Genomic DNA, 26,004 nt, shown 5'->3' with positions numbered 1-26,004 from the left:
TTGTCGGGACTATCGATTTCCAGCTTAACGGCAAGTCAATCGAACAGCGTCCGTTAATGGTGATGCAGCCAGTGGAAGAGGGTGGTTTCTTTAGCCGGATGTGGGACTTTGTGATGATGAAGTTCCATTCGTGGTTCGGCAGCTGGTTTGCCTAATCCCTCCTTCATACTTCGAGCCGCAGATGCGTTGGCTGCACTCGTGAACCCCAGTCACTTACTTATGTAAGCTCCTGGGGCTTCACTCCTTTGCCGCCTTTCTGCGACTCGAATTATTTTGGAGGACTATTTTGCTATTTCCATTGCAGGGCAAGATTTTCCGCCGTGGCAAACGCCACAAACTCGGCGTCGGGTTGTTCGTTGCTGATTAGCAAATCAAATGCGGAAAGTGGCCCCATGCAGGCTGCGCGAACTTTGCCAAATTTACTGCTGTCGACGACAAGTACACGCTGTTGTGCCATCGCTAATGCCCAGTTTTTTACGGGTAATTCATCAAGATTAAAACAGGTTGCGCCATGACGAGGGTGAACGCCTGCCGCTGAGAAAAAAGCGATGTCCGGGCAAAAATTATTCAGGCATTCCTGGAAATTAATCGGCTTGAAAATCGCATTGCTGGCGTGAAATTCACCGCCACTTAAAATCACCCGACAGCCGGGTTTATCCTGCAACGCCAGAAAAGTGTTTAACGAATAACAAACGCCGGTAAATTCCAGAGAGTCATCGATGGCTTCAATGATGTACGGCGTTGTGGTGCCGCAGTCAAAAAATACCGTTTGATGCGGGCGCACCAGTGCCGCTGCGAGGCGTGCAGCGTGGCGTTTTTCCTCAATGCAACGGGTTTTCTGGTCACTTAGCAGATAGTGATTGGCGGTGACGCTACGGGGTTCGAGAACCACATAACCGCCCAGCAGTACGACCGGCCCAGCGTCATTGCTCAGGTCACGGCGAATGGTCATTTCAGAGACACCTAACAAAGCAGATGCTTCTTTGAGGTGAATTTTGTCGCTGCGTTTAAGCGCCTGAATCAGGCGGTTGATGCGTTCGTCGCGCCGGGTTTCCATGATGAGCAGCTAAACCTTTTTGTGCCCTCTCCAGGCGGAGAGGGTTAGGGTGAGGGCGTTAATTAACGCATCTTACCTTTGCAAAAACAGTTAGTCACGCACCCAGCCTTTGCGGATGAACAGGGCAAAACAGAAACGATAAGCCTGATGCAGGCTTGCATACATCTGTTTGCCAAGCAGGTTCCATACCATTTGTGCCAGCAGGCAAGAACAGAGTCCGACCAGCAACCCACCGAGCATATCCAGCGGCCAGTGCACGCCGAGATAAACTCGCGACCAGGCGATGACGCAACCGATGGCAAACAACAGCACACCCGACCACACACGATGCCAGAGCAAAAATGCCAGCGCGAAGGTGAAAATCACCGTGCCGTGGTCGCTCGGGAACGAGTCGTCCGGCGCATGATGCATGAAGTTATAGCCAAATCCAGTGACGAACGGTCTGTCATGCGGGAAGAGATGGCCAATAATCCACGATAACGACACGCTGATAATCAGAGCTAAAGCGGTTTTGATAACCATCATTCGTTGGGCCGCCATGTGTTGGCGTTGGCCCCACAACCAAAGAATGGCAATCAGCAACGGCACGATGCTTATCAAATCTTTGGCGATAAAAATCGCGAGCTTAATTAGCCACTCGGGTGATTCTGGCGTGGCGTTAATCAGCAAGAAAAGTGCCTGATTGAGTTGTTCGAGCATAATGTTTTAAGTCCCTAAACCAGCAAAAATAGCGCCAGGCTAAAAATTCATTGCGCCTTGCTCGGGCACCTGGAGCCAAAAGAGAATTTACAGATTATGTAGAGGATATTAAGAGAACCTTAAACCACAGAACAATCGACCGGTTGTTTGCAACAATGACTATCTACTGCGCTGGCAATTTATTAAACTGCGCATGTTTTTCGTTTCTTCAAGTCATTATCCTTCTGAGTAACTCATGCAAAATAATAAGCGACTGGGTCGCCAGGCATTGCTGTTCCCGCTGTGCCTGGTGCTCTATGAATTCTCGACCTATATCGGCAACGATATGATCCAGCCAGGCATGCTGGCGGTTGTTGAGCAATACAATGCGGGAATCGAATGGGTGCCGACCTCCATGACGGCCTATCTGGCGGGCGGGATGTTTTTACAGTGGTTGCTCGGGCCGCTATCAGACCGTATTGGCCGTCGCCCGGTGATGTTGACCGGCGTGGTGTGGTTTATCGTTACCTGTCTTGCCACGCTGCTGGCGCAGAATATCGAGCAATTTACCTTCTTGCGGTTCTTACAGGGCGTCAGCCTGTGCTTTATTGGCGCGGTGGGGTATGCCGCAATCCAGGAATCCTTCGAGGAAGCGGTGTGTATAAAAATCACCGCGCTAATGGCGAATGTGGCGCTAATCGCTCCATTGCTTGGCCCGCTGGTCGGTGCCGCGTGGATTCATTACGCGCCGTGGGAAACCATGTTTGTGCTGTTTGCGGCGCTGGCGGCATTTTCGTTTTACGGATTACACCGTGCAATGCCGGAAACTGCGACGCGTCTGGGTGAGAAGCTCTCGCTGCGAGATTTAGGCCATGATTACAAGCTGGTGCTGAGCAACGGGCGTTTTGTTGCAGGCGCGCTGGCGATTGGTTTTGTTAGCCTGCCGCTACTGGCGTGGATTGCGCAATCACCGATTATCATTATCAGCGGTGAAAAACTGTCGACCTACGAATACGGGTTGCTGCAAGTGCCGATCTTTGGCGCGTTGATTCTGGGTAACCTGGTGCTGGCGCGTTTAACCTCACGCCGTAGCGTACGCTCGCTGATTATTCTTGGCGGCTGGTGGATTGTGCCGGGGCTGGTGGTTGCCGCTGTAGCAACCGTAGCATCGTCCCATGCGTATCTATGGATGACGGCCGGATTGAGTATTTACGCCTTTGGTATTGGCCTTGCCAACGCAGGCCTGGTGCGTCTGACACTGTTCGCCAGTGATATGAGCAAAGGTACTGTCTCGGCGGCGATGGGTATGTTGCAGATGCTAATTTTCACCGTTGGTATCGAGGTGAGTAAGCATGCTTATCTGTTTGGTGGCAATGGTTTGTTCAGCCTGCTGAATTTGTTGGGTGGGGTTATCTGGCTGGGTTTGATGTTCGTGTTTTTGAAAGATAAGAGTGTGGGTAATCGCACTGACGCGTAGCAAAACCACCCTCACCCTAACCCTCTCCCTGAGGGAGAGGGGATAGCCGGTTTTCACTCTGAGGGAGAGGGGAGTCCGGTTTCCTCCCTCTCCTTTGGGAGAGGGCCGGGGTGAGGGGACAAATTACTTAACAGCCATACCCGCTTGTGCGCCGCTATCCGGGCTTAACAGGAAGATATCCTTCCCGCCAGGACCTGCTGCCATCACCATCCCTTCAGAGATGCCGAAGCGCATTTTACGCGGTGCCAGGTTGGCGACCATAATCGTCAAACGGCCTTCAAGTGCGGCGGGATCAGGATAAGCAGAACGGATACCCGAGAACACGTTACGTTTCTCGCCGCCCAGATCCAATGACAGACGCAGCAGCTTGTCAGAACCTTCAACAAATTCTGCTTTCTCAATCAGCGCAACACGCAAATCCACTTTGGCAAAATCATCAAACGCGATAGTTTCAGCAATCGGGTCATCCGCCAGCGGGCCAGTTACCGGTGCCGTTGTCGCTTTCACTTCTTCTTTCGAGGCTTCAACCAGCGCTTCAACCTGTTTCATCTCAATGCGGTTATACAACGCTTTGAAGGTATTCACTTTATGGTTCACCAGCGGGGTGTTGATGCCATCCCAGCTCAGTTCACAATTCAGGAAGGCTTCAGCTCGCTCAGAAAGCGTAGGTAGAACCGGTTTCAGCCAGGTCATCAACACGCGGAACAAGTTAATGCCCATGGTGCAGATGGCTTGCAGGTCGGCATCGCGGCCTTCTTGTTTTGCTACTACCCATGGTGCTTGCTCATCGACATAACGGTTTGCTGCGTCGGCCAGCGCCATAATTTCACGCACGGCTTTACCGAATTCGCGGCTTTCCCACGCTTCGCCAATTGACTGCGCCGCATCGGTGAAGGTTTTGTACAACGCCGGGTCAGCGATTTGTGCAGACAGTTGTCCGTCAAAACGCTTGGCAATAAAGCCTGCGTTACGGGAAGCCAGGTTGACCACTTTGTTGACGATGTCGCTATTCACACGCTGCACGAAATCTTCCAGATTCAGGTCGATATCGTCGATACGTGAGGACAGTTTCGCGGTGTAGTAGTAACGCAGGCTGTCGGCATCGAAATGGTTCAGCCAGGTGCTGGCTTTAATGAACGTACCGCGCGATTTGGACATCTTCGCGCCGTTGACCATCACATAACCGTGGACAAACAAATTGGTCGGCTTGCGGAAACCGCTGCCTTCCAGCATGGCTGGCCAGAACAGGCTGTGGAAGTAAACGATGTCTTTACCGATGAAGTGATACAGCTCGGTGGTGGAATCTTTCTTCCAGTATTCGTCGAAGCTTTCGGTATCGCCGCGTTTGTCACACAGGTTTTTGAACGAACCCATGTAACCGATTGGCGCATCCAGCCAGACGTAGAAATATTTACCCGGTGCACCAGGAATTTCGAAGCCGAAATAAGGCGCATCGCGGGAGATATCCCACTGTTGCAGGCCAGACTCGAACCACTCCTGCATTTTGTTCGCCACTTGCTCTTGCAGCGCACCACTTCGGGTCCAGGCTTGCAGCATTTCGCTAAACGATGGCAAATCAAAGAAGAAGTGCTCGGAATCACGCATTTCAGGCGTTGCGCCAGACACCACCGATTTCGGGTCGATAAGCTCGGTTGGGCTATAAGTTGCGCCACAAACTTCACAGTTATCGCCGTATTGGTCTGGAGCTTTACATTTCGGGCAGGTGCCTTTGACGAAACGATCCGGCAGGAACATGCCTTTTTCCGGATCGTAGAGCTGAGAAATGGTGCGGTTTTTAATAAAACCGTTCTCTTTCAGGCGGCCATAAATCAGCGACGCCAGCTCACGGTTTTCATCGCTATGCGTAGAGTGATAGTTGTCATAGCTGATGTTAAAACCAGCGAAATCAGTCTGATGCTCCTGGCTCATTTCGGCAATCATCTGCTCTGGTGTAATGCCTAACTGCTGTGCTTTCAGCATGATAGGTGTGCCGTGGGCATCGTCTGCGCAGATGAAGTTGACCGTGTTTCCGCGCATTCGTTGGTAACGGACCCAGACATCAGCCTGAATGTGCTCCAGCATATGACCGAGGTGGATTGAGCCGTTAGCGTACGGAAGTGCGCACGTTACCAATAATTTTTTCGCGGTTTGAGCCATAGTAGAAATTGCATCTTCTAAAGAGAAAAGGGCTTTAGATGTTAACCGAGTGCCGCCCCGCGGTAAACCACACAAGGTGCACAAGGAAATTTTTATCGCGCCGGATGGCTTCTGGTATGCTTAACAAACTGCAATGTCCGATAAAAAAACATAAGGAGTCGGGATGAACTCTCAATCCCAGGCAAGCAAATCCCCCGAGCAGCTACGCGCTATGGTCGCCGGGACACTGGCCAATTTTCAGCACCCCACCCTCAAACATAATCTGACCGCCCTAAAAGCCCTGCATCATGTCGCGATGCTCGATGACACGTTACACGTCGAGCTGTTGATGCCGTTCGCCTGGCGTAGTGGTTTTGAGGCTTTACAAGAGCAATGCAGCTCAGACTTATTGCGCATCACCGGCGCAAAAGCGGTTGACTGGAAACTCAGCCATAACATCGCCACGTTAAAGCGCGTGAAAAACCACCCTGGCATTAACGGCGTGAAGAATATTATTGCGATCAGCTCTGGCAAAGGTGGGGTTGGCAAGTCGAGTACGGCAGTCAACCTGGCGCTGGCGCTGGTTGCCGAAGGGGCGAAAGTCGGGATTCTGGATGCGGATATTTATGGCCCATCAATCCCGACCATGCTGGGTGCAGAACACGAACGCCCAACCTCACCGGACGGCACACACATGACGCCGATTGTGGCGCATGGTCTGGCAACCAACTCCATCGGTTACCTGGTCACAGACGAAAACGCCATGGTGTGGCGCGGCCCAATGGCCAGCAAAGCGCTGATGCAGATGCTGCAAGAAACCATGTGGCCGGATTTAGATTACCTGGTGCTGGATATGCCGCCGGGTACGGGTGATATCCAGTTAACGCTGGCGCAAAACATTCCGGTTACCGGCGCTGTGGTGGTCACCACGCCGCAAGATATTGCGTTAATTGATGCGCGCAAAGGCATCGTCATGTTCGAGAAAGTCGACGTGCCGGTACTGGGCATCGTTGAGAACATGAGCATGCACATTTGCAGTAACTGCGGCCATCACGAAGCGATTTTTGGCACCGGCGGTGCGCAGAAACTGGCGGATCAATACCACACCAAATTGCTGGGGCAGATGCCATTGCACATTACGTTGCGTGAAGATCTTGATGCCGGTAAACCGACAGTGGTCAGCCGTCCGGAAAGCGAATTTACTGCAATCTACCGCCAACTGGCGGGAAGTGTGGCCTCAACGCTTTACTGGCAGGGTGAAGTGATCCCGGCGGATATCGCGTTTAGAGCGGTGTAATTTTCTACCCCCCTCATCCCAACCTTCTCCCTGAGGGAGAAGGAGAAAACCGAGTTCCCTCTCCAGGGGCTGTCTCTTAGTCACATCTGCGCGAGTCGGGAGACAGTTCCGTTCACCCAGTGTTCAGTGTTTCACATAGCCACTGAACCGGTGAACGTCTTAGGGTGACCACCGTCGCCACCCTAAGAACCCGGACTCCCGGCAATTTAATCACCGAGCGCCGGGGTTGCCAGGGGGCTGGCGTGAGCCACCTGGCACGTTCACCGTTTTCGGGAATTAAAGAGATAACTGAACACACTGGTGAACGGAAAAACCTCTCATCTTACAGAGCTCAACCTGACAAAATTGCCGGGGTGAGGGCTATTTATTCCCAAAATCAATAATTATTGAAACCCTTCAAAGAAAGTTAAGCGTGAACGTTGTATGTTACGCGCCCTCAAAGACTCAACGGCGGGCGCAATGTACGAATTTAACCTGGTGTTACTGCTGCTTCAGCAGATGTGCGTCTATCTGGTTATCGCCTGGTTGATGAGTAAAACGCGGCTGTTTATCCCGCTGATGCAGGTCACCGTTCGTTTACCACACAAATTACTCTGCTACGTCACCTTCTCCATTTTTTGCATTATGGGTACCTATTTTGGTCTGCACATTGACGACTCCATCGCCAATACGCGAGCGATCGGCGCGGTGATGGGCGGGTTGCTCGGCGGGCCGTTGGTGGGTGGCCTGGTCGGGCTAACCGGTGGGCTACATCGTTATTCCATGGGCGGCATGACCGCGCTGAGCTGCATGTTTTCTACCATTGTTGAAGGCTTGCTCGGCGGCTTGTTACACCGCTTGCTGATTCGCCGTGGGCGCAGCGATTTGCTGTTTAACCCGCTGACCGCCGGTGGTATCACGCTGCTGGCTGAATTCTTCCAGATGGGCATTATTCTGCTGATTGCACGCCCGTTTGCTGACGCACTCAACCTGGTGAAAAGTATTGCCGCGCCGATGATGGTGACCAACACCGTCGGTGCCGCGCTGTTTATGCGCATCTTGCTAGACAAACGCGCGATGCTTGAAAAATACACCTCTGCATTTTCTGCCACGGCGTTGAAAGTCGCGGCCTCCACCGAAGGGATTTTGCGCCAGGGGTTTAACCAGGAAAACAGCATGAAAGTGGCGCAGGTACTGCATCAGGAGCTGGATATCGGTGCCGTCGCGATTACCGACAATGAAAAGTTGTTGGCGTTTACCGGCATTGGCGCGGATCACCATCTGCCGGGCCGCCCGATTTCTTCGGCTTACACCTGGCAGGCCATTGAACGCGGTGAAGTGGTGTATGCCGATGGTAACGAAGTACCTTACCGCTGCTCGCTGCATCCAAACTGCAAGCTTGGCTCAACGTTAGTGATCCCACTGTACGGCGAAAACAGCCGCGTGATTGGCACCATCAAACTGTATGAAGCGAAAAACCGCCTGTTCAGCTCGATTAATCGCACGCTTGGCGAAGGCATCGCACAACTGTTATCCGCACAGATTCTGGCGGGGCAGTACGAACGGCAAAAGCAGATGCTCACGCAATCAGAAATCAAACTACTCCACGCGCAGGTCAACCCGCATTTCCTGTTTAACGCACTGAATACGCTGGTGGCGGTGATCCGCCGCGATAACGAACAGGCATGCCAACTGGTGCAATATCTCTCGACATTCTTCCGTAAAAACTTAAAGCGCCCGAGCGAGATAGTGACACTTGCCGATGAAATCGAGCATGTGAACGCCTATCTGCAAATCGAACAAGCACGTTTTCAGTCGCGCTTACGCGTGCAACTGAATGTTCCGCAGGCGCTGGCGCTGGTTCGCTTACCCGCCTTCACTTTGCAGCCGATTGTCGAAAATGCGATTAAACACGGCACCTCGCAACTGCTCGGGGTGGGAGAAATTACCATTAACGCCTGTCAAATAGGCGAACATCTGCACTTGTCTGTGGAAGACAACGCCGGGTTATATCAGGAAAACCCCAGTGCCAGCGGGCTGGGTATGAGCCTGGTGGATAAACGCCTGCAAGCCCGCTACGGCGATGACTGCGGTATTAAAGTGGATATGGAAGCAGACCGATTTACCCGTATTACCCTACGTTTACCTCTGGAGGAAACCCCATGTTAAAAGTACTGATTGTCGACGACGAGCCGCTGGCGCGTGAAAACTTGCGCATCATGCTGCAAAACGAGCCTGACATTGAGATTGTGGGAGAGTGCGGTAATGCAGTTGAAGCGATTGGTGCTGTGCATCGTTTGCACCCTGACGTGGTGTTTGCGGATATTCAGATGCCACGCATCAGCGGCCTGGAAATGGCGAGCATGCTCGACCCTGAACAGCGACCGTACATCGTGTTTCTCACCGCGTTTGATGAATACGCGGTACGGGCATTCGAAGAACATGCTCTTGACTATTTGCTCAAACCGATAGACAGCAAACGGCTGGAGAAAACCTTGCACCGTTTGCGCCATGAACGCATCGATCAAGACATCACCCTGCTGGCACCAAACCAGGAAGATCTCAAATTTATCCCGTGTACCGGGCAGAGCCGCATCTACCTGCTACAAATGGAAGAAGTGATGTTTGCCAGTAGCCGGATGAGCGGTGTGTATGTCACTAACGCGCAAGGTACTGAAGGATTTACTGAACTCACATTACGTACGCTGGAAAGCCGCACTCCCCTGGTACGCTGCCATCGGCAATATCTGGTCAATATGAAGCACCTCAAAGAGATCCGTTTTGAAGATGGCGGCCAGGCAGAGCTAATGCTGCGCGACGGGCAATCCGTTCCGGTCAGCCGCCGCTATTTAAAAAGCCTGAAAGAGGCGTTGGGGCTAAAAGCGATGTAGTTTTTATCCACTCACCGGCCTATACTTGTACAATAAATTGCACAAGTGGAGCTTACATGCAGGTTATTACATTTTCTGAGGCGCGTAATCGGCTCAAAACCGTTCTTGATGACGTTGTGGACAATGCCGATATTACAGTTATCACCCGCCGTGATGCTGAAGATGCGGTAGTGATGTCGTTGGATTACTACAATTCCTTGATGGAAACCGTTCATTTGCTCAGCTCTCCGGCAAATGCGACACGCCTGATGGAATCAATGGCGCAGGCACAGGCAGGTAAAATCTCACGGAGAGAGATTATTGATGAAGACAACGAATAGATTACTCGCATGGACCGATCACGCCTCGGATGATTATCTATGGTGGCAAACGCAAGATAGAAAGACGTTAAAGCGCATTAATAAACTGATTGAAGATGCGCAAAGAAATCCTTTTGATGGTTTAGGAAAACCTGAACCGTTACGTGAAAACCTCAGTGGGTTGTGGTCCCGGCGGATAAACGAGGCCGATCGTCTGGTTTATAGTGTTAGCGACGATCTGCTCACCATTTTCCAGTGTCGCCTGCATTACTAAATCTGCGCACAGCTTCAGAACGCTATATACTGCCCGCTTTCAAGATTTAGAACGAGAGAACCATCACTATGATGAATAACGACGTATTACGCAGCGTGCGCTACATGCTGAATTTGGGCAACGACGATATGGTGAAAATTTTCGCCCTGACCGACACTGCCGTGACTGCTGAGCAAATCGTAACCTGGACCAAAAAAGAAGATGAAGAGAACTTCAAACTGTGTCCAGACATCCTGATGGCGAACTTCCTTAACGGTTTGATTTACTTCAAACGCGGTAAAGATGAAAGCAAACCTGCACCGAAAATTGAACGCAAGATGACCAATAACATCATCCTGAAAAAGCTGCGTATTGCGTTTGATTTGAAAACCGACGACGTTCTGGAAATTCTGACCACCCAGGAATTCCGCATCTCAATGCCAGAAATCACCGCGATGATGCGCGCTCCAGAGAACAAAAACTTCCGCGAATGTGGCGACCAGTTCCTGCGTTACTTCCTGCGTGGTTTAACTGCTCGCGTGCACGTCGCGAAGAAGTAAGCCTTATTGCGGCGGATGACGCTTACGCTTATCCGCCCAAAAAAAATTATCCCCGAGCTTCGTTTTTCCGTTTCACGATATCCGCCATCACCGCCAGAGCAATTTCTGCGGGTGTCTTGCTGCCAAGCGGCAAGCCAATGGGCGCGTGAATACGTTGCAGCTCTGATGTGCTTAACTCCGCAAGTTTTTCTAAGCGCTCAAGCCTGCGCGCACTGTTCTTTTGCGACCCCATCGCACCAATGTAAAATGCGGGTGTATTCACCGCTTCCATCATCGTCAGGTCATCCATGCGCGGATCGTGGGTCAACGCGACAATCGCGGTATTAGCGTGGCAGGGGTGTTGCTCAAGATAGTTAGCCGGAAACTGTTTCAGCAGCGTAATGTCAGCTTTTAGCTGGGCGGCAAAGTTTTCCAGCACTTCTGGACGGTTCTCGCAAACTAACACTTCAAAACCCAACGCACTGGCAAACTCGGCGCAATACAGCGCCACACTCGACAACCCGGCAATCAGCAGGCGTGGAGCGGCGGCAATATGCAGTGTCACCTGTTGTCCATCGCGTGCAACCTGGGTCATATCAGCGAATTCTTTCACTTCCAGATGGCGGCAAGGCTCAGGCAACGTCAGGCATTTTTCCAGCGCAAAATGGCCATTCAGCGCCTGATGCATTTTTTCGAGATATTCCACATTTCCCGGCGTAGCAGGCAGGTATTCGACCAAAATATCCAGCACGCCGCCACAGGGTAGTGCTATCCCTGGTTCCAGCCCTCCTTCGCCATAACGCACAATCTGGCTGGCTTGTTGATACTCACCTTGCGCAATACGTTGTAAAAAATCCTCTTCTACACAGCCACCGGAAAGCGAACCGCAAAAACGCCGATCGGCGGTGGCGACCATCAAGGCTCCTGGTGAACGGGGCGATGAACCATAAGTGCTTAATACCGTACACAACCAAACCGGTTGCTGAACAAGCCAGATACACGCCTGGCGGACCACGCTGATATCAAGGTGCTGCATGATTTTTCTCACTCCGTTGAGCCAGTTGTGAGGGGAGGTCGATATCGCGCTGTGAATCGCTATCTTTAACTTCGATAAAATGAATGGTTTCACCATGCAGCAATTCCCGCGCACCGTTGTCACCGGTTAACTGGCAAAGCTTGCCAAACCAGGCCGGTGAAAACCCCACCGGATGGCCAGGTTGTGCATTCACATAAGGGCGCACCAAAGGGTGAAATTCCAGAGCCTGTGCCACTTCGACAAAAACAGAAGGGGGGACAAACGGCATATCCGCCAGATGAATCAGCCAGCCATGCCACTGTGGGGTTGCGCAAACACCAGCAGCAATCGACTCGCCCAATCCGCTGCTCGCGATAAGCGTAAAGGGAACCTGATGTGCGCGGCACAACGCTTGAATTTCACTATTTTCCGGACGCGTCACCACATGAACCGCAAGGCCAGAAGCCAGAGCATGGTGCAGTGTTTGCGCAAACACGCTGCCATCGTTGAGCAACGCATTGAGTTTATTGCCTTGTCCACCCGCTTTTTTGAAGCGCTCTGCACGCCCGGCTGCGGTGATAATAATGCCAGCTTTCATGTTCAAGACTGATTCCTCAGTGCTTTTCTATTTGCGCCAAAACGCCAATGATTTGCGCAACAATGTTTTTTTTATGAAAATGAGATGTTAATTCTCACATGATTTAAGTTAAATACATATACTTATATTCACTACGGAAATACGTTGAAAATACACTCAATTGTTTGAAAAAAAGACAATAATAATTTAAATGGGATGTTTTATGAGCAATTTTAATCCATCACGGCGCAGCTTTATTAAACGCGCGGTGGTTGCCGGAGTCGCGGTCTATCTCGCCCCTCTCTATAGCCGAGCCTATGCCGCGCTATTTGAGCAAAAAATTCTCCAGTCTCCGAACTGGGATGCGAAAAACAAGCGCATCCGTTTCCGTATTGATGGCCGGGCGAAAGTCATGGGGCATAAAGTTTTTGCGCGTGATATTCGCGCTGTCGATATGCCGCACTGGCCGCAGAAACAGGCGCACGCTTTTATTCTGCGTACCACCAAAGCCGACAGGCTGTTTAATGGTATCGATCTCTCGCTATTAGGCGATGACCTGAAACCGGATCGCGTTGTCACAGCCGTTGATCTGGCGCGTGATGGCCTGGCATTCCCGGCGTTTTACGGCGAAGACATGCTCCTGCCGACCGGCAAAACGCCAGCTTACCTCGGGCAAGCGGTCGCTATTCTGATCTACCACGATTTTGCTCGCTTCCGTTTTGCCAAAGATAAACTGAAATTCAAAGACGAAGTGATCCAATACGGCGCTGAAACTGGCCCGCTGGAGCGTGACCCCTGGGGCACTTTCCGTTTCGTGCGTGTCGGTGGCGCAACTTCGCAAGATGACGACCATTTCTCCAGTCTGAAAGATATGCCGATTTTCCCGTTGTCGATGAGAAGGCATTTGCCGGTCTGGCCGGAAGGGCGTGAAGGCGGCAAACTCGATGAAGAAGGGATGTTCTACGCAGGCCAAATTGCTGACGAACTGAAAAATCCGCCACAAGACTGGCTGGTCATGTCTCGCCGTTACACCACCCAATCTATCGATACCGCGGCACTTGAGCCAGATAACGCCAACGGCTGGTTCGATGAAGCGACCCAAACTTTGCATTTAGTTGTGCCAACGCAATCCCCGCAGGAAGTGGCTGACGAAATGCCGCGCATGCTGGCAAAACGCACCACGCCGGTGAAACAGCTGATTCTGCATCCGTGTTACACCGTCGGTTACGGTTCCAAAGATCACTACAACTTCCCGTATTACGGCGCGGTGGCGGCAATGTATGGCGACGGGCATCCGGTGCGCCTGGCGAACGACCGTTACGAGCAGTTCCAGAGTTCGCTCAAACGCCACGCCTTTGACATGAATTACACCATCGCGGTCAACAAAAATACCGGCATCATGCAGTCGTTCCTTGGCGATATGACGGCCAACGGCGGCGGGCGCAGCAACTTTACGCCGTCTGTGTCGATGGTTGGTGCAACGGCGGCGCAGTCCATTTACTACTTCCCGAAAAGTGATTTATCGGCGGTGGGCATTGCTTCTCGCGCTATTGATGCCGGTTCCGCTCGCGGATACGGCACGCTGCAAAGCATGGCCGCCACCGAAATGATGGTCGATGAAATTGCTGCAGAACTGAAGATTGATCCGATTGAATTCCGTATGCGCAACGCGCTGAAATCGGGCATGAAAAACACCCAGGGGGCGATCCCGGCTGGGGCGATTCGTGTGGATGAAGTGCTGGCAAAAGCTGCAAAACATGAGATGTGGCTGAAACGTGCTGAACGCAAAGCTGAATTTGAAATGAAGAACCCCGGCAAGCGCTTTGGCGTGGGCTTTGGTTGTGTACAAAAAGATTTTGGCACCGGTGCGGAAACCTCGTTTGCGCGGGTAGAAGTCAGTGCTGACGGGCGCATAGCTTTGCATCACAGCGGCGCGGAAATGGGAACCGGCATGTCGACTTCGCAATCGGTGCTGTGCGCACAATGGCTGGGGAAACCTGCGGACGAAGCGCATTTCTCGGTCACGGACTGGAGCACGCTGCCGGTTGTCACCAGCGGCGACCCGTACATTATGTCGCAGGAAGAACAGGACAAACTGGCGGCGAACCCTTCCTGGTCGCCGTCTTACTGTTCGCCATCCAGCGCCAGTAACTCAGCATATTACTTCTCCCACAGCACGCGTGAAGCGGCGCGCCTGGTGTTTGAACACGGCTTGTGGCCTGCGGCAATGTCTATCTGGACCACCGGTATTGGCGGCGGTCAGGCTGCACCATTAGTGGTGCGTATCGAAGACGCTCGTTGGGTAGAAGGCGGTTTAACTGCCGCTGGCATGGAAATTTTAAGCCTCGAACTGCTGGCGAAAAAAGCCCACGAAATGGGGCTGATGACCGGTGCGACGGTACACGTCTTTAACCGCTGGCAGTGGGCCGAAGCCGATTTCAACATTGGCGGACAAAGCAAACGCCTGCCGATTGACGGCCTGTCGGTGCGTAACGGCAACGGTGAATTCACCACACTTGCCCGCGAACATGTTTACTATCCGCCAACCCAGCGTAATAACGCCTCTGTAACCTATTACAGCGCAGTCGGCACGCTGGCTGAAGTGGCTGTGAGCCTGGCGACCGGCGAAGTCGAACTGTTGAATCACCACTCGATTATGGAGTGCGGCAATTTAATCGTCCCGGAGCTGGTTTCCGGGCAATTGCAGGGCGGGCTGGCGATGGGTATCGGCCACGCGCTACACGAATATTTACCGCTTTATGAAGACGGACCCGGCAACGGCACATGGAACTTCAACCGTTATCACCTGCCGCGTGCCAGCGACGTTGCGGTCTGGAAACAGACTGGCGATGTGCTGCCTGCGCTTTCGGAAACCGACCCGCCAAAAGGTATGGCTGAAGTCGTGATGATCCCAGTGGTTGCCGCGTTGGTTAACGCCATCGCCGACGCCACCGGCCACCGTTTCCGTGATTTGCCTGTCCGTGCTGAAAATATTCGTGAGGTATTACCATGAGCATCAAAACTAAACCAATGACGCTGACCATCAACAACAAATCGTACGGCCCAATCGACGTGCCTGAAGGGTTGATGATGATCGATTTCCTGCATGAATATGTCTATTTGACCGGCTCACGTCTGGGTTGCGGGCAGGGGATTTGCCACGCCTGCGTGGCGATTGTTGATAACCCAAGCGGCACCAGCGAAGAAGTGCGCACCTGCATCACCGGCGCGCATTTCTTTAACGGCAAAAAAGTGCGCACCGTTGAAGGCCACGCCAAAGTTGATGAACAAGGCGAAGTGGTCGAGCTTTCACCAATTCAGCAATCTTTCCTCGATCATTACAGCTTCCAGTGCGGCTACTGCACACCGGGCTTTGTCAATGCGGCGACGATTTTCGTTGAAAAACTCAAGCGCGAACCGATTGCCCGTGAAGAACTGGAAGGGGCGATTTCTACTGCGCTGGAAAACCATATCTGCCGCTGTACCGGCTACGTGCGCTACTACGAAGCGGTGCGTGATGTGGTGCTGAAAACGCCAGGATTAGTGAAGGAGGCGGTGAAATGAAAAAACGTCTTGCGCTAATTGTGCTGGCGATTGTCGTCATTATTGTGGCGATTTTGTACTGGCGGGAATACCGCACGTATGACGGCCCGGTGCAGAAAGTGACCGCCAGCAAGGAACAAATCGAACGTGGTCGTTATCTGGCAAAAGCCGCTGACTGCGCGGCTTGCCACACCGCATCTGGCGGCGCACCACTGGCGGGCGGCTATCCGTTAGAGTCCCCTTACGGCACCATTTATGGCAGCAACCTGACGCCCTCTGCGGATAACGGCATTGGTCGCTGGACGAAGGACGATTTCTATCAAGCGTTGACCGAAGGTGTGACCCCGACCGGGCGTCACCTGTTCCCGGCGATGCCATACACCTCTTACAAAAATATCTCGCGCCAGGATTCAGATGACATTTACGCGTATCTGATGACGCGCCCGGCCGTCAATGTGGCAACACCAGATAACGAAATGAGTTTCCCGTTCAACCAGCGTATCGCGCTGATTGGCTGGAATATTCTGTTCCATAACAAGGATCCTTTACCGGCGATATCTGAAGGTAATTCTGCCGACTGGCAGCGCGGGCGTTATCTGGCAGATGTGCTGGGGCATTGCGGTGAATGCCATACCGAGCGTGGGTTACTCGGACAGATGAAGCTGGATAAAGCGATGCAAGGCGGGGAATTAGGGCGCTTTATGGCTCCTGATATTACGCCAAAAGCGTTAGCACAACGTGGCTGGACGCCTGACGATGTGAAACAATTCCTCACCACTGGCTTTGCCCCGCAGGGCAGCGCGTTTAGCGAAATGCACATGGTGGTCGACCTCAGCACCCAGCATCTGACGCCTGAAGACCAAAAAGCGATGGCGACGTATCTGATGGGCGAAACGCCTCCTGCTGCGGTTCCAGCGCCACTGGGCAAAGGTAACGAAGCAGGGCGCATGACTTATCTCGACCAGTGCGCCGGTTGCCACGCACGTGAAGGCGAGGGCAAACCGCACGTGGCGGTGTCGATGCTCAACAACGCCACGTTGCGCCAGCCAGATGCCAAAAACCTGATTGTCTCAGTACTTGACGGCCTGCCAGCGCAGAATTTCCCGAACGGAGAAAGTATGCAGAGTATGCCTGGTTTCGGTGACCGCTTGAACGATGAGCAAGTTGCTGAACTGGTGAATTACCTGCGCGTGACGTGGGGTGGTTTGCCGGGGGATGTGACGGCGGAGCAGGTGAAAGCGTTGCGGGCAGCGCAGAAGTAAACTGGGCGTTGGGGCCTATGCCGGGTATGGCGGTGTTCCGTTCACCTGGAAGTTCTCCTTCCCCATAAATATCAATGAACGGTGAACGTGTAAGGGGGATTACGACATCCCCCTTACGACCCCGTCGCCCGGCAAATCAATCGCCGCAAGCGGTAAACACCGTTTTTCACCCAACATTCGGGGTCGTTCGCGACTCGTTCCGGACGATCGCTCTCTCACGTGGTTCCCGACCACGTGACCCCGACTGAAGGGTAAAAAACGGCGCGATTGAAGCCGGGAACAAGGTCAAAACCAGCGCGGTGTGGTCTGTTGGTTTTGGTTTTGAAGTTGACCTTGGGTTCCGGCTTCAATCGCCTCCGTTTTGACTCCAGGTGGCCGGGTCCAGCCGTCGGGAACGGCTGGAGGGCGCGATCGCCGGGAGCGAATCGCAACCGACCCGGACACGGAGGCAAAATGGAGGTTTACCGCGCAGCGGCGATTGACTTGCCGGACGCCTGGATTATCAAGGGGTTGGCGTAAACCCCTTGATACGTTCACCGTTCACTAATCTATGTGGGATCAAATAACTTTCAGGTGAACGGAAAATCACCGATCCGCCATAGGCTCCCCTCAGGTGAACGGAAAATCGCCGCTCCGCCATAGGCTATACCACTTACTCCCCATATCTAACCGCTTATCCCGCCATTTGACCACTCACTAAAACTCCCGCTCATTGCACTCCCACCCTATGCCAGCATATCGCTGAACTTTTTATCTTTGGCACTGGAGTGGGTTATGCAACACGCACTAACGTTTGTTATCGCGACCCTGTGTATTCTGGCTATCTGCTATCGCCTTTACGGGGTGTTTTTCGTCCGTAAAGTGTTGAATGCCGATGACTCGGAAATCACACCGTCACATATTCTTGAGGACGGCAAAGATTACGTCCCAACTAAAAAATGGGTTAACTTTGGCAGCCACTTTGCGGCGATTGCCGCCGCTGGTCCGTTGGTCGGCCCGGTGCTGGCAGCACAATACGGTTATCTGCCAAGCTTCTTATGGCTGTTAATTGGCTGCGTGGTGGGCGGTGCGGTACACGATACCGTGGTACTTTTTGCCTCCATGAAGCACCGCGGTAAGTCACTCTCAGAAGTGGCGAAAGCGGAGCTGGGGCCTGTAGCCGGCTGGTGTACTGGCCTGGCGATGTTATTTATCATCACGATTACCATGGCAGGTTTGTCGATGGTGGTGGTTCACGCACTGGAACGTAACCCGTGGGGCACCTTCGCGGTGTTCATGACCATCCCGGTGGCGATTGGTGTCGGTCTGTGGGAGCGTTTCACCGGCAGCATGCGTGGTGCAACCTGGGTTGGTATTATCGTGATTTTCGCCTGTGTGATTGCAGGGCCGTATATTCAGGAATCTGCTTTCGGTGAATGGCTGAGTTTCCGCGCATCTACCGTCAGTTTGGTTCTGCCATTCTATGCATTTTTTGCCACCGCACTGCCTGTGTGGATGCTGCTTACGCCGCGTGGTTACCTCTCCAGCTTTATGAAAATCGGCGTATTCGGTGCGCTGGTGATTGGTGTGGTGTTCATTAACCCGGAAATTCAGTTCCCGGCGGTGACGCAATTTATTCACGGTAACGGCCCGGTATTAGCAGGCCCAGTCTGGCCGTTTATCTCTATCACCATCGCCTGTGGCGCGATTTCTGGTTTCCACGCGTTTATCGGTTCCGGTACCACGCCGAAGCAAATCGATAAATGGAACGACATCCTGCCAGTGGCTTTCGGTGCGATGCTGGCTGAATGTGTGGTCGGTGTGATGGCGTTAATCGCGGCAACCGCTCTGCATCCTGCGGATTACTTCGCCATCAACGCGACACCTGAAGTCTTTGCCGGTCTTGGCATGGATGTGGTCAATCTGCCACAGCTTAGCGAATCCATCGGCCTGGATTTATACGGGCGTACCGGTGGGGCAGTGACTCTGGCAGTCGGGATGGCAGACATCTTCACGCGTATCCCGTGGTTCAGCCATTTAGCCTCGTATTTCTTCCAGTTCGTCATCATGTTTGAAGCGGTATTTATCCTGACTGCGGTAGATTCCGGTACCCGTGTTGCGCGTTACTTGCTGCAAGATTTCCTCGGCGACATCTGGTCTCCGCTGAAACGCACCAACTGGATGCCTGGCGCAATTGGTTGCAGCATCGTGGCCTGCGTGTTGTGGGGTTATCTGCTGAACTCCGGTGACATCAACTCAGTGTGGGCGCTGTTTGGGGTATCGAACCAACTGATGGCTTCCATTGGCCTGATGATCGGTGCGACCATTATTCTGCGTATGTCGGAAAAACGCTGGTACGTACTGACCTGTCTGATCCCGCTGTCGTATCTGTATGTGACCGTAAACTATGCCGCCTACTGGATGGTGAAGAACGTTTACTTCAATAGCGCAGCTAAAGGCTTCAACATCTTCAACGGTACGATTTCGATTGTGATGGTCGCGTTGGGGCTGGTGATTATGGTAGCGTCGATTCAACGCTGGTTTGTGCTGTGGCGTGCTCGCGGCAACTCAGAGCCGATTGAATTGTTGTCATAACTTAAGTCGTTATTTAAGCAGTACTAAAAACCGGTCTTCCATGACCGGTTTCAGATTGCTGATAAAGGGTGATAAATGTGTTTTGTAGGGTGGATAAGCGTAGCGTCATCCACCATTTACGCCAGTTGTGTCGGATGGCGCTGCGCTTATCCAACCTACGAAGAAGTTTCGTCATCAGTCTCAGGCCGGTCTTCCATGACCGGTTTCAGATTGCGGACAAAGGGTGATAAATGTGTTTTGTAGGGTGGATAAGCGCAGCGTCATCCACCATTTACGCCAGTTGTGTCGGATGGCGCTGCGCTTATCCAACCTACGAAGAAGTTTGTCATCAGTCTCAAGCCGGTCTTCCATGACCGGTTTTTTTATTGGCAGGCTTTCATTTCTGCGTTGGTCAAATCAGCACGGCTGCAATCCAGTTCACGGCCTGAAGGGCCTTTAGCGGAAGCTTCACCGGCTGGCATGATCATACCGTTCGCACGGTTTTTACCGGTCCAGCTAACACCCGCGCTACCATCTGGAGAAATAGCAATCGACAACACTACGCCCTGGCCGGTGGCTTCATAGTAGTTATCGTTTACTTTCTTCAGCTTCATCTGTTTACCGTTGAGATAAACCGGGCCGCCCTGGTCGATATGCACTTCGCCCGGATGACCTTTGCCGTTAAACAGCGGCAATGCGGCACTCGCGGAAAAGGCGACAAAACCCAGAACCAGCGCCATCGTTTTTAGTTTGCTCATCATTAACTCTCTTATCATTATCGTGCTCAATCTTCACCGTGGTGAAGTCGAGAAGTGGAATATTTCCGGTGCGAGATAATGCTGCCGTGCGCCAGATACGATATTGACTTATATCAAATTGGTGAATGAGTTGAGGGGGTAAAAATTCTTAATATTGATGTGTTGAGGGAGCAGAGAATAAAGCCGCAACGCGTTTCAGGCGTTGCGGCCAGGCTCTTATTCTTCAGTTGCGCGTTTAGGGGCAGGTTGTTCGAGAACCATCGTTTGTGTCTGGCTCAGGCTTATCCCTGCTGCACGTAGCATTTTAAGGATCTCGTACAGCAGGTCGCTACGCGTTGAGCTGACCATACGTGGGCTATTCACATAACCGGTGACACTCAGCACAATCCCGGTTGGCCCCAGCTCTTTAAAGCTGACTGACGGCGCGGGGTTTTCCAGAATAGATTCATGCAGCTTATAGGCTTCGAGCAGCAAATTACGCACTTGCTCCGGGTCGATATCCAGCGGGAAGGTCAGCGTAATGGTTGCCACGCCTTGCGCGTTACCCATCGTGGCATTACGCACGTTCTGCGAAATAAGCTGTGAATTGGGCACAATAACCGTGGATTTGTCACCTAACTGGATCTCGGTGGCGCGCACGTTAATACGGCGAATATCGCCCTCAACGCCGCTGATACTCACCAAATCTCCCACTTTCACCGGGCGCTCAGTTAACAGAATCAGGCCGGAGATAAAGTTCTTCACTATCTCCTGTAAACCAAAACCGATACCTACCGACAAGGCACTGACGATCCACGCCAGTTTGTTCCATTCAATGCCCAGCATCGACAGCGTGAGCATGATAATCAGCACGTAGCCGACGTTGGTGAACAGCGTGACCAGCGAGGCACGCAGGCCCCTGTCCATATTGGTTTTTGGCAGGAAATCGTTATCCAGCCAGCGGCGTGTTGAGCGCAGTACATACCAGCCGACAGCCAGACACAACACGGCGTTAACGGCGTGTGCCGGGATAATATTCATCCCTTCGAGACCTTTACCGCCCCATATTTCGGCAATTTTGATCAGCAACTCCATCGGCGTCGTGGTGCCGAAGGTGCCATTCAACAGTGCAACGGCGGCCATCACCAACAGGCTGGTTTTGCCTAAAGCGGAGAACAGCGTGGCGGCAAGCGAGAGATGGCGGTCATTAAGGCTCAGCGTGCTTTTGAGGAGCTTCCCGCTCTGGGTGGTTGGTGAAAAGACCGCTTCACATAAATCGACCACGAAATGAATCAGCAGATATAGACTACAAACCACCAGGCCAATCCACAGCAGTTCGAACGTGACGAAGCGCGCCAGCGGAATGTAGCCAATCAGCAATGCCATCAGGATAACGAAGGCGGTCAGGCTAATGACCAGATGAATCAGACCGGCAACCGTCGAGCGGGCCTCGGTTTGTTCGCCTTCGGCACTCATTTTTCGGCGGATCCTGTTCACCCGAATCGGTGCAATCAGGCAATTGAGCGCCACCAGTAAGGCCGCCAGTCCGTTGCCAAACAGCGTGGCGGCAATGCTGGCACCGACTAACGCATTCAACTGTTCGATGATGCCAAAGATAAAGATGAAGGTTGCCAGCAAAATTGGGAACGAGGCCAGCGTTTTCGCCAGTGGGTCGGCAATACCCGGCAGACGCCAGGAAGGATGGCTATTTGACAGTAACGCGATACCCAGGCCAGCAATCACCGCTGAAAAATAGGTCAGTTCGACCATCTGGTCGGCAAATTCAAGCACCCATTGCGAGGTGTCAGGCAGGCGGGTCAGGGTATAGCACAACAACTGCATGCTGATACCCAGCGTCAGCGTGGTGCTTAATGTGGTAAAGCAGGCGAGGAAACTGCGACGAAAACGGCCTTGCGGCAGCCAGCGAGGCAGCACCCAATTCATTGGCTTGTCCAGCGCTTTGCGGCCAAATAGCCCAATGGCTAACGCCAGCAGCAGATAAACTGCGCTCCCAAAACGCCAGTCGTCGCTCCAGGCCTGATGCCAGGCCGCACTCACTTGTGTGCCGAAATCGTCGAAACGCGAGGCATCTTTATCGCTTGGGTCAAAGACTGGCGACCAGAAGTTCTCGCCAAGAATACTGCCAGTGTTAAGCGCGATTTGGGTTTTCAGCGCGTCACGACGCAGCCCTGAAATTTGTGATGAGAGGTTTTGCGCCCCCACGGCAATGGCTTTGCTTTGCTCTATTTGCGTGGTGAGCAAGGCCTTACTGTTGTTCAATTGTTTGCGCTGGCTGACAACCTGCGGTGTTTCCGTCAGCGTACCCGGTGCCGGGGCTGGCCCAAGCACATCCAGTTGCCCCTGAATCTGTGCCAACTGCGGAGCCAAAGCAACGGCGAGCTTATCCGCATCACTGACCAGTTTTAGCGCATCGTCATTCAGGGTGGTGAACTGTTTGTCCGCTTTCGCAGTCGAGACGCGCTGTTTGAGTGAATCCAGGCGTTTTTGCAACGCAGGTAACTCAGTGCTGGCGTTGACCTTAACCGGTTCTTCCGTAGCAGATTGCCCGGCGGCGTCATCAGCCTGAGAAAGAAATGGGGTCATCATCAAACAAGATAGCAATGCCAGTAAGAGCAGCGGCATTCTTAATGGTTTACGCATAGAAAGAATTTTCCGGGATATCGAAAAGACAGAAATTGGAGACAAGCGGATAAGGATACTCGGAATTTAGCGGATGCCAATCAGAGTAAGTCTATTTATGTTCCCGATGGCGTCAGGTTGGCGGCCATATGAACCGTGTTGCTCTGCTAATCGGCCACTGGTTTTGTAATGGTACTATTTTTTAATTGGTGACAAATAAATATGGAGCGCATCACAAACCAGTATGCTTTTTTGACTCGGATCTCTCTTTTCTTGCCTCCCCACATAATTCGTTTCCTCTTCCAGGCGGAAAATATCTCTCTTTTTGCATGAACAATATGCTCTAGTATATCAGTCAGCCTAATTACAATAATACGTTGCTGGAGATAGACGTATATGCTCATTACTCGTGATAATATTTTCTTAAATAAAACATTCAGGGATAAGCGGGAAATTTTTTGCTTCCTGGCGACACATGCTGTCGCACAAGGGTGGGCCGAAGATGCTAATAAAATTGAAGCGGATCTTTGGGCGCGGGAGAATCAATATTCGACGGGTTTTGAAAGCCAGATTGCTATTCCCCACGCTAAAACTGCCAATGTTTCCCATGCCGGGGTGATTTTTATTCGTCTGCAAAATCCCATTGATTGGGAAAGTCTGGACGATCTTCCAGTACAAATTATTTTTGGCCTGCTGGTTCCTGAATCTGGAGCGAAATTGCTGCACTTACAAATTATTAATAGCCTTGCAAGCCAAATCGTTGATGACGAATTCAGAGCGCGTTTATTTGCGGTCAACGATGAAGACGAACTATTTCAGTATATGAAATCGCGTATCGCTATTGAGGAGGAAGTATGAATATTGTCGGCGTCACATCATGTATTGCTGGTTTAGCCCATACTCCGATGGCAGCCAAATCCCTGGAAAAAGAGGGAGGGCGTCTGGGGCATCAGATAAAAATAGAGCAACAGGGTGCCATGGGGATCATGAACAGAATCACCGATGATGATATTCAAGCTGCAGATTTCGTACTTATTGCTGCTGACCGTACCATTGAAGAAGAAGAACGCTTCGCCGGGAAAGTCATTATTCGGGTAAAGATAGGCCAATGTGTTAGCCATGCATCTGATGTCATAACGAAATGCGTTTCGGCTGTTGAGGCTCGTCTGAATAAATAACCAAGGTGATGTCATGAAGAAATTAATGATAGAGATAAAGAATCATCTTATGACGGGTATTTCCTTTGCCCTGCCAGTTATTATTGCCGGTTCCCTGATGGTGGCGGTTGCCAAAATTATCGGTCTGGCGATCGGTGAGTCTAATCTTGATGCCTTCGCTAATAGCCATGGACTGGCAAACTGGCTGTACCTCACGCAGGACATTGGATTTAAAATTATTGGGCTAATGAACTATGTTCTCGGTGCCTATGTTGCCTATTCAGTGGCAGGTAAAAAGGGTCTGGCCTCCGGTTTTACTGCTGGCCTAATTGCCTCGCTAACCGGCTCTGGTTTTATCGGCGCAGTGCTGGGTGGTTTGCTGGCCGGTTATTCATCTGAGTGGGTCGCACGTAAGATAAAAATTACCGGCTCGGCGGCAAGCTCCGTCCCGCTGATTATTCTGCCATTTATCACCGTTGGCTTGCAGGTACTGGTGATGTTATTGCTGCTCGGGGATGTGCTGAGCTGGCTGAACACCTCGCTGATGGCCTGGGTTCAGCAGATGACGAAAGATGGCACCAGTACAGTTGTGCTGGCGGCTGTCCTTGGCGGGATGATTTGCTTTGATCTCGGCGGGCCGGTTAACAAAGCGGCATGGGGAACAGCAAATGTTTTGTTCCTGAGCGGCGTATATCTTCCGGCTATTCTGGTTAATGTCGCCATTATTATTCCACCGCTAGGCTACGCGGCTGCTCGTTTTTTACGCCCTGACAACTTTAATCAGACGCTGAAAGAAGCTGGCAATGGTTCGATTATTATGGGGATTCTGGGGATCTCCGAAGGTGCCATTCCCTTCACCCTGCGCAACCCGGCGCGGTTAATTCCTCTTAATGTTCTGGCAGGGACTCTGGGGGCGGTTACCGTTGCGTTATTAAAAGCTTATCCAATTATGCCACCGTTGGGTGGGCTATATGGTGGTTTCACCGTTGGAAACCCGTGGGCTTATTTCATTGGTGCATTGGTTGGCACTGCTGTTATTGCTTTTGGGGCCAATCTACTGGTGAATTTCAATGATGAAGAGTCAGGTATTAAATCCAGTAATAATCCTACTGAAGAGATTGAAATAAAATTTGATTAAGTTTTGCACTTTGCGTAATGGGAGATTGGTATGAAAAATAAAATTGTCCATATTTACAGCCATACTCACTGGGATCAGGAGTGGTATTTCACATCATCGCGTTCACGTATTTATCTCTTTAATCACATCAAAAATGTGATTCGTATACTGGAGAATAACGATGACTTTCCCTGTTACCTGCTGGATGCGCAAAGTGCGTTAATTGAAAGCTATTTGCAGTGGGCTCCGGAAGACAAAGATGTATTGTTTAAGTTAATTGCTGAAAAACGTCTGCTCACGGGACCGTGGTACACCCAAACCGATCAGCTGGTTATTCATCAAGAGTCGCTGGTACGCAACCTCTGGTATGGAATTAAGGTCGCTACTGATGCGGGCAGCAGCATGGCTCTGGGCTATGTTCCTGACTGTTTTGGTCAGGGTGGCAATATGCCGCAGATCTACAAACAGTTCGGTATTCACCACGCGCTTTTCTGGCGTGGTATCGCGGACAACACGCTGCGGGAAACCGAGTTTGTCTGGCAGGGTGAAAACGGCGATCGGATCTTTGCAGTGCAGATGCCATGGGGTTACCACTATGGTGGGCTTCTTGATGAAACTCCGGAAAAAATGGCGACCTTCCTGAATGAAAAAATGTCACCGATTGAAGCGCGTAGTGACCGTGTAAACTTGCTTTACCCGCACGGTTTTGATCAGGCTCCGATGCGTGAGAATCTGCCGGATCTGGTGAAGCAATTCAATGCCTGCGACGATGAACGACACTACCAGATAAGTAGCCC

Annotated in this window: 21 protein-coding genes and 2 pseudogenes; 16 read left to right on the top strand and 7 right to left on the bottom strand. The window is 52.0% G+C overall.

Going from position 1 to position 26,004, the window contains the following annotated elements; genetic code table 11:
* Positions 1-155: pseudogene (locus MES37_RS15535) on the top strand (serine-type D-Ala-D-Ala carboxypeptidase); the annotation flags it as partial.
* A gap of 134 nt (positions 156-289) precedes the next feature.
* Here MES37_RS15535 and deoR read toward each other — a convergent pair.
* Together deoR and ybjG are read right to left on the bottom strand one after the other, a co-directional pair.
* Positions 290-1,057: a DNA-binding transcriptional repressor DeoR gene (gene deoR, locus MES37_RS15530; protein ID WP_133521915.1), complete on the bottom strand. Its 768-nt coding sequence runs from the start codon at positions 1,055-1,057 to the stop codon at positions 290-292.
* A 90-nt stretch (positions 1,058-1,147) separates the two neighbouring features.
* Positions 1,148-1,756 (bottom strand): undecaprenyl-diphosphate phosphatase, encoded by a 609-nt coding sequence (gene ybjG / locus MES37_RS15525; protein WP_121815231.1) that lies wholly within the window; start codon positions 1,754-1,756, stop codon positions 1,148-1,150.
* 235 nt (positions 1,757-1,991) lie between these two features.
* Here ybjG and MES37_RS15520 point away from each other — a divergent pair, with 235 nt between their 5' ends.
* A complete protein-coding gene (locus MES37_RS15520; protein ID WP_064545079.1) occupies positions 1,992-3,212 on the top strand; it encodes an MFS transporter in 1,221 nt (406 codons plus the stop codon).
* Positions 3,213-3,335: 123 nt separating this feature from the next.
* On the opposite strand, the gene metG is transcribed toward MES37_RS15520, so the two are convergent.
* Positions 3,336-5,369, bottom strand: coding sequence for a methionine--tRNA ligase (metG, locus tag MES37_RS15515; RefSeq protein ID WP_064545081.1), 2,034 nt, complete (start codon positions 5,367-5,369; stop codon positions 3,336-3,338).
* Positions 5,370-5,532: 163 nt separating this feature from the next.
* On the opposite strand from metG, the gene apbC reads away from it, so the two are divergent.
* From apbC to MES37_RS15485, 6 genes are all read left to right on the top strand, one after another.
* A complete protein-coding gene (gene apbC, locus MES37_RS15510) occupies positions 5,533-6,645 on the top strand; it encodes an iron-sulfur cluster carrier protein ApbC (RefSeq protein WP_064545083.1) in 1,113 nt (370 codons plus the stop codon).
* Between the two features lie 459 nt (positions 6,646-7,104).
* Entirely contained in the window at positions 7,105-8,793 is a 1,689-nt protein-coding gene (locus tag MES37_RS15505) for a sensor histidine kinase (protein WP_133522074.1), read from the top strand.
* Positions 8,787-9,515, top strand: coding sequence for a two-component system response regulator BtsR (gene btsR, locus MES37_RS15500; protein ID WP_237931931.1), 729 nt, complete (start codon positions 8,787-8,789; stop codon positions 9,513-9,515). Before MES37_RS15505 ends, btsR begins: the two co-directional genes overlap by 7 nt.
* A 56-nt stretch (positions 9,516-9,571) precedes the next feature.
* Positions 9,572-9,835 carry a type II toxin-antitoxin system Phd/YefM family antitoxin gene (locus tag MES37_RS15495; RefSeq protein WP_064545089.1) on the top strand — a complete coding sequence of 88 codons (264 nt, stop codon included), beginning with the start codon at positions 9,572-9,574 and terminating at the stop codon, positions 9,833-9,835.
* Positions 9,819-10,088: a Txe/YoeB family addiction module toxin gene (locus tag MES37_RS15490; RefSeq protein ID WP_237931929.1), complete on the top strand. Its 270-nt coding sequence runs from the start codon at positions 9,819-9,821 to the stop codon at positions 10,086-10,088. The genes MES37_RS15495 and MES37_RS15490 overlap by 17 nt, the downstream gene beginning before the upstream one ends.
* A 68-nt stretch (positions 10,089-10,156) precedes the next feature.
* The gene (locus MES37_RS15485) at positions 10,157-10,627 is read left to right on the top strand and encodes a DUF1456 family protein (protein ID WP_064545093.1); all 471 of its coding nucleotides are present in this window, start codon (positions 10,157-10,159) and stop codon (positions 10,625-10,627) included.
* A 46-nt stretch (positions 10,628-10,673) separates the two neighbouring features.
* On the opposite strand, the gene MES37_RS15480 is transcribed toward MES37_RS15485, so the two are convergent.
* Positions 10,674-11,642, bottom strand: a complete 969-nt coding sequence (locus MES37_RS15480; protein ID WP_237931926.1) for an XdhC family protein — start codon at positions 11,640-11,642, stop codon at positions 10,674-10,676.
* A complete protein-coding gene (locus MES37_RS15475; RefSeq protein ID WP_237931925.1) occupies positions 11,629-12,219 on the bottom strand; it encodes a nucleotidyltransferase family protein in 591 nt (196 codons plus the stop codon). Before MES37_RS15475 ends, MES37_RS15480 begins: the two co-directional genes overlap by 14 nt.
* Before the next feature lie 202 nt (positions 12,220-12,421).
* Between MES37_RS15475 and MES37_RS15470 the strand changes: the two genes are divergently transcribed.
* From MES37_RS15470 to MES37_RS15455, 4 genes are all read left to right on the top strand, one after another.
* Positions 12,422-15,211, top strand: coding sequence for a xanthine dehydrogenase family protein molybdopterin-binding subunit (locus tag MES37_RS15470; RefSeq protein ID WP_064545099.1), 2,790 nt, complete (start codon positions 12,422-12,424; stop codon positions 15,209-15,211).
* Positions 15,208-15,762, top strand: a complete 555-nt coding sequence (locus tag MES37_RS15465; RefSeq protein WP_064545101.1) for a (2Fe-2S)-binding protein — start codon at positions 15,208-15,210, stop codon at positions 15,760-15,762. The genes MES37_RS15470 and MES37_RS15465 overlap by 4 nt, the downstream gene beginning before the upstream one ends.
* Positions 15,759-17,003 (top strand): c-type cytochrome, encoded by a 1,245-nt coding sequence (locus tag MES37_RS15460; protein ID WP_237931923.1) that lies wholly within the window; start codon positions 15,759-15,761, stop codon positions 17,001-17,003. The genes MES37_RS15465 and MES37_RS15460 overlap by 4 nt, the downstream gene beginning before the upstream one ends.
* A gap of 774 nt (positions 17,004-17,777) precedes the next feature.
* Positions 17,778-19,577, top strand: coding sequence for a carbon starvation CstA family protein (locus MES37_RS15455; protein ID WP_064545105.1), 1,800 nt, complete (start codon positions 17,778-17,780; stop codon positions 19,575-19,577).
* Positions 19,578-19,939: 362 nt separating this feature from the next.
* Here MES37_RS15455 and MES37_RS15450 read toward each other — a convergent pair whose 3' ends face one another.
* Both MES37_RS15450 and MES37_RS15445 read right to left on the bottom strand, forming a co-directional pair.
* The gene (locus MES37_RS15450) at positions 19,940-20,314 is read right to left on the bottom strand and encodes a hypothetical protein (RefSeq protein WP_208111309.1); all 375 of its coding nucleotides are present in this window, start codon (positions 20,312-20,314) and stop codon (positions 19,940-19,942) included.
* Positions 20,315-20,530: 216 nt separating this feature from the next.
* Positions 20,531-22,954, bottom strand: coding sequence for a DUF3772 domain-containing protein (locus tag MES37_RS15445; protein ID WP_064545115.1), 2,424 nt, complete (start codon positions 22,952-22,954; stop codon positions 20,531-20,533).
* Between the two features lie 375 nt (positions 22,955-23,329).
* Here MES37_RS15445 and MES37_RS15440 point away from each other — a divergent pair, with 375 nt between their 5' ends.
* The 4 genes and pseudogenes from MES37_RS15440 to MES37_RS15425 all read left to right on the top strand — a co-directional run.
* Positions 23,330-23,791 (top strand): PTS sugar transporter subunit IIA, encoded by a 462-nt coding sequence (locus MES37_RS15440; RefSeq protein ID WP_064545119.1) that lies wholly within the window; start codon positions 23,330-23,332, stop codon positions 23,789-23,791.
* Positions 23,788-24,111: a PTS fructose transporter subunit IIB gene (locus MES37_RS15435; RefSeq protein ID WP_064545121.1), complete on the top strand. Its 324-nt coding sequence runs from the start codon at positions 23,788-23,790 to the stop codon at positions 24,109-24,111. The genes MES37_RS15440 and MES37_RS15435 overlap by 4 nt, the downstream gene beginning before the upstream one ends.
* 13 nt (positions 24,112-24,124) lie before the next feature.
* The gene (locus MES37_RS15430) at positions 24,125-25,228 is read left to right on the top strand and encodes a PTS fructose transporter subunit IIC (protein WP_121815238.1); all 1,104 of its coding nucleotides are present in this window, start codon (positions 24,125-24,127) and stop codon (positions 25,226-25,228) included.
* 30 nt (positions 25,229-25,258) lie between these two features.
* Positions 25,259-26,004: pseudogene (locus MES37_RS15425) on the top strand (alpha-mannosidase); the annotation flags it as partial.

Source organism: Buttiauxella sp. S19-1 (assembly GCF_022134725.1).
In the GTDB taxonomy this organism is placed as follows: Bacteria; Pseudomonadota; Gammaproteobacteria; order Enterobacterales; family Enterobacteriaceae; genus Buttiauxella; species Buttiauxella ferragutiae.
This window is presented reverse-complemented; position numbering and strand designations above follow the sequence as displayed.

Coding starts and splice junctions, on each gene's coding strand:
- deoR (WP_133521915.1), bottom strand. CDS start 1,057: ATGGAAACCCGGCGCGACGAACGCATCAACCGCCTGATTCAGGCGCTT.
- ybjG (WP_121815231.1), bottom strand. CDS start 1,756: ATGCTCGAACAACTCAATCAGGCACTTTTCTTGCTGATTAACGCCACG.
- MES37_RS15520 (WP_064545079.1), top strand. CDS start 1,992: ATGCAAAATAATAAGCGACTGGGTCGCCAGGCATTGCTGTTCCCGCTG.
- metG (WP_064545081.1), bottom strand. CDS start 5,369: ATGGCTCAAACCGCGAAAAAATTATTGGTAACGTGCGCACTTCCGTAC.
- apbC (WP_064545083.1), top strand. CDS start 5,533: ATGAACTCTCAATCCCAGGCAAGCAAATCCCCCGAGCAGCTACGCGCT.
- MES37_RS15505 (WP_133522074.1), top strand. CDS start 7,105: ATGTACGAATTTAACCTGGTGTTACTGCTGCTTCAGCAGATGTGCGTC.
- btsR (WP_237931931.1), top strand. CDS start 8,787: ATGTTAAAAGTACTGATTGTCGACGACGAGCCGCTGGCGCGTGAAAAC.
- MES37_RS15495 (WP_064545089.1), top strand. CDS start 9,572: ATGCAGGTTATTACATTTTCTGAGGCGCGTAATCGGCTCAAAACCGTT.
- MES37_RS15490 (WP_237931929.1), top strand. CDS start 9,819: ATGAAGACAACGAATAGATTACTCGCATGGACCGATCACGCCTCGGAT.
- MES37_RS15485 (WP_064545093.1), top strand. CDS start 10,157: ATGATGAATAACGACGTATTACGCAGCGTGCGCTACATGCTGAATTTG.
- MES37_RS15480 (WP_237931926.1), bottom strand. CDS start 11,642: ATGCAGCACCTTGATATCAGCGTGGTCCGCCAGGCGTGTATCTGGCTT.
- MES37_RS15475 (WP_237931925.1), bottom strand. CDS start 12,219: ATGAAAGCTGGCATTATTATCACCGCAGCCGGGCGTGCAGAGCGCTTC.
- MES37_RS15470 (WP_064545099.1), top strand. CDS start 12,422: ATGAGCAATTTTAATCCATCACGGCGCAGCTTTATTAAACGCGCGGTG.
- MES37_RS15465 (WP_064545101.1), top strand. CDS start 15,208: ATGAGCATCAAAACTAAACCAATGACGCTGACCATCAACAACAAATCG.
- MES37_RS15460 (WP_237931923.1), top strand. CDS start 15,759: ATGAAAAAACGTCTTGCGCTAATTGTGCTGGCGATTGTCGTCATTATT.
- MES37_RS15455 (WP_064545105.1), top strand. CDS start 17,778: ATGCAACACGCACTAACGTTTGTTATCGCGACCCTGTGTATTCTGGCT.
- MES37_RS15450 (WP_208111309.1), bottom strand. CDS start 20,314: ATGAGCAAACTAAAAACGATGGCGCTGGTTCTGGGTTTTGTCGCCTTT.
- MES37_RS15445 (WP_064545115.1), bottom strand. CDS start 22,954: ATGCGTAAACCATTAAGAATGCCGCTGCTCTTACTGGCATTGCTATCT.
- MES37_RS15440 (WP_064545119.1), top strand. CDS start 23,330: ATGCTCATTACTCGTGATAATATTTTCTTAAATAAAACATTCAGGGAT.
- MES37_RS15435 (WP_064545121.1), top strand. CDS start 23,788: ATGAATATTGTCGGCGTCACATCATGTATTGCTGGTTTAGCCCATACT.
- MES37_RS15430 (WP_121815238.1), top strand. CDS start 24,125: ATGAAGAAATTAATGATAGAGATAAAGAATCATCTTATGACGGGTATT.